This window comes from Nocardiopsis lucentensis DSM 44048, from assembly GCF_000341125.1.
Classification (GTDB): Bacteria; Actinomycetota; Actinomycetes; order Streptosporangiales; family Streptosporangiaceae; genus Nocardiopsis; species Nocardiopsis lucentensis.
This window is the reverse complement of sequence record NZ_ANBC01000357.1, coordinates 1-1773: the sequence shown is the minus strand read 5'-3', so window position 1 is coordinate 1773 and position 1773 is coordinate 1. Positions and strand designations below refer to the sequence as shown.

The following is a 1773-nucleotide window of genomic DNA, read 5'->3' as shown; positions in this document are numbered from 1 at the left end:
ACCTGGACTGGTCCGCCGTCCAGTCCATCGGCCGCCCCGGTGCCGCCGACGCGCCGCACTACCCCTTCGACCCCGCCCCGCACTGGGCCGCGCCGGTACCGGCGCGCACCCCGGCGAACACGCCCGCCCCCGAGCGGCACTGGGGCAGGGAACTGCGCTCGCCCGCCCTGACCGGCCGCGCCTTCGCCTTCCCCCGCACGGCCGACTTCCCCCGCTACCTCACCGACCACCGCCTGTACGGAACGGTCGTGACACCGGCCGCCTCCCACCTGGCCACCGCGCTCAGTGCCCTGGCCGGGGACGGCAAACCCCTGACCCTGGCCGACCTGCTGTGCCCGCGCGCCCTGGTCATCGAGGACGGGGACGGGTTCGAGACCCAACTGGTGGTCGGCGAGGGGGAACGGCCCCCGCTCACCGTGCACAGCCGCCCCGACGACGCGGACCACGACGGCCCCTGGCAAGAGCACCTGCGGGCACGGGTCGCCACCGACGAGGCCGCCCCCGTCCCCGACCTGCCCGACACCGCCGCCTTCACCGAGGCCGCGGAACGCCACATCGACGGGGCGGCCTTCTACACCTACTTCCGCGACCTCGGCTACACCCTCGGCCCCTCGTTCCGGTGGATCGACGGGGTATGGATCCGCGGCCGGGAGGCGCTGGTGCGCTACCGCCGCCCCGACCTGCCCGACGACCCGGCCGACTACGAGCTCTACCCCGGCCTGATCGACTCCTGCTTCCAGAGCATCGCCGGGTTCATGGTCGACACCCGCGCCGAGGAGGCGCCCTCGCTGGCGATCCCCTTCTCCGCCGACCGGCTCTCCTTCCCCGCCCGCGGCCGCCCCGGCACCGGGACGTGGGGGCACGTCAGGGTCCTGGAGGCCACCGACCTGCCGGGTGGACGCCTCCGGGTCGAGGTCGCCGACCTGCGCATGTTCACCGACGACGGCGACACGCTCCTGGCCGCCGACCGCTTCCGGGTGCGCCACGCCCCCCGCGAGGCGCTTCAGGCCGGAATGCGCCGCGACCACCTGCACACCCTCCGCTGGCGCCCCGACACCACCGACACGGAAGGCGCCCGCCGCCCCGGCGCGGCGACCGTCCTGCGCGCACCCGACACCGACCACGGCCTCACCGCGGCCCTGACCGACCTCGGGATCGCCGCCGAGACCGCCACCGCCCCGGACGGACCGGACGGCCCGGGCGCCGACCTGCTGGTCGACACCCGGTTCCTCCACCTCCCCGGCAGCAGCGCCGAACACGCCCTCTCCGCCGCCCTCGACCTGGCCGACACCCTGCGCCGGACCCCCGCCGACACCGCCTACGCGGTCCTGGCCGACGGCTCCGACGCCCACGCGCCGGTCCGGGAGGCCCTGTGGGGCATGCTCGCCGCCCTGGAGGCCGAGGACCCCGCCCGCCGACTGCTGCGGGTCACCCTCGCCGACGGCGCCGACCCGGCCCGGGCGGCCGCCGCCCTGGCCACCCGTCTGGACGCGCCCAACGGCACCCGTCTGCGGGTCACCCCCGACGGGGTCCAGGTGGCGCGCCTGGCCACCCAGGACACCCCGACCGGTGAGGAGGACCCCGCCGACGGCGGGGCGGCCCTGGTCACCGGCGGGCTGGGCGCCCTCGGCCTGAGCGTGGCCCGCTGGCTGGCCGCCAGCGGCGTCGACGACCTCACCCTCATGGCGCGGTCGGAGCCCGACGCGACCGCCCGCGCGGTGATCGACCGGCTCTCCGGGACGGGCACCACCGTCCGCGTGGTCGCGGGCAGCG

1 protein-coding gene is annotated in these 1773 nt (G+C 77.2%); it reads left to right on the top strand.

Translation table 11 applies throughout. The features are described 5' to 3' along the window. Nucleotides 1–1773: polyketide synthase dehydratase domain-containing protein (locus D471_RS42310; protein WP_040689402.1), on the top strand; the 1773-nt coding region annotated here is incomplete at both ends.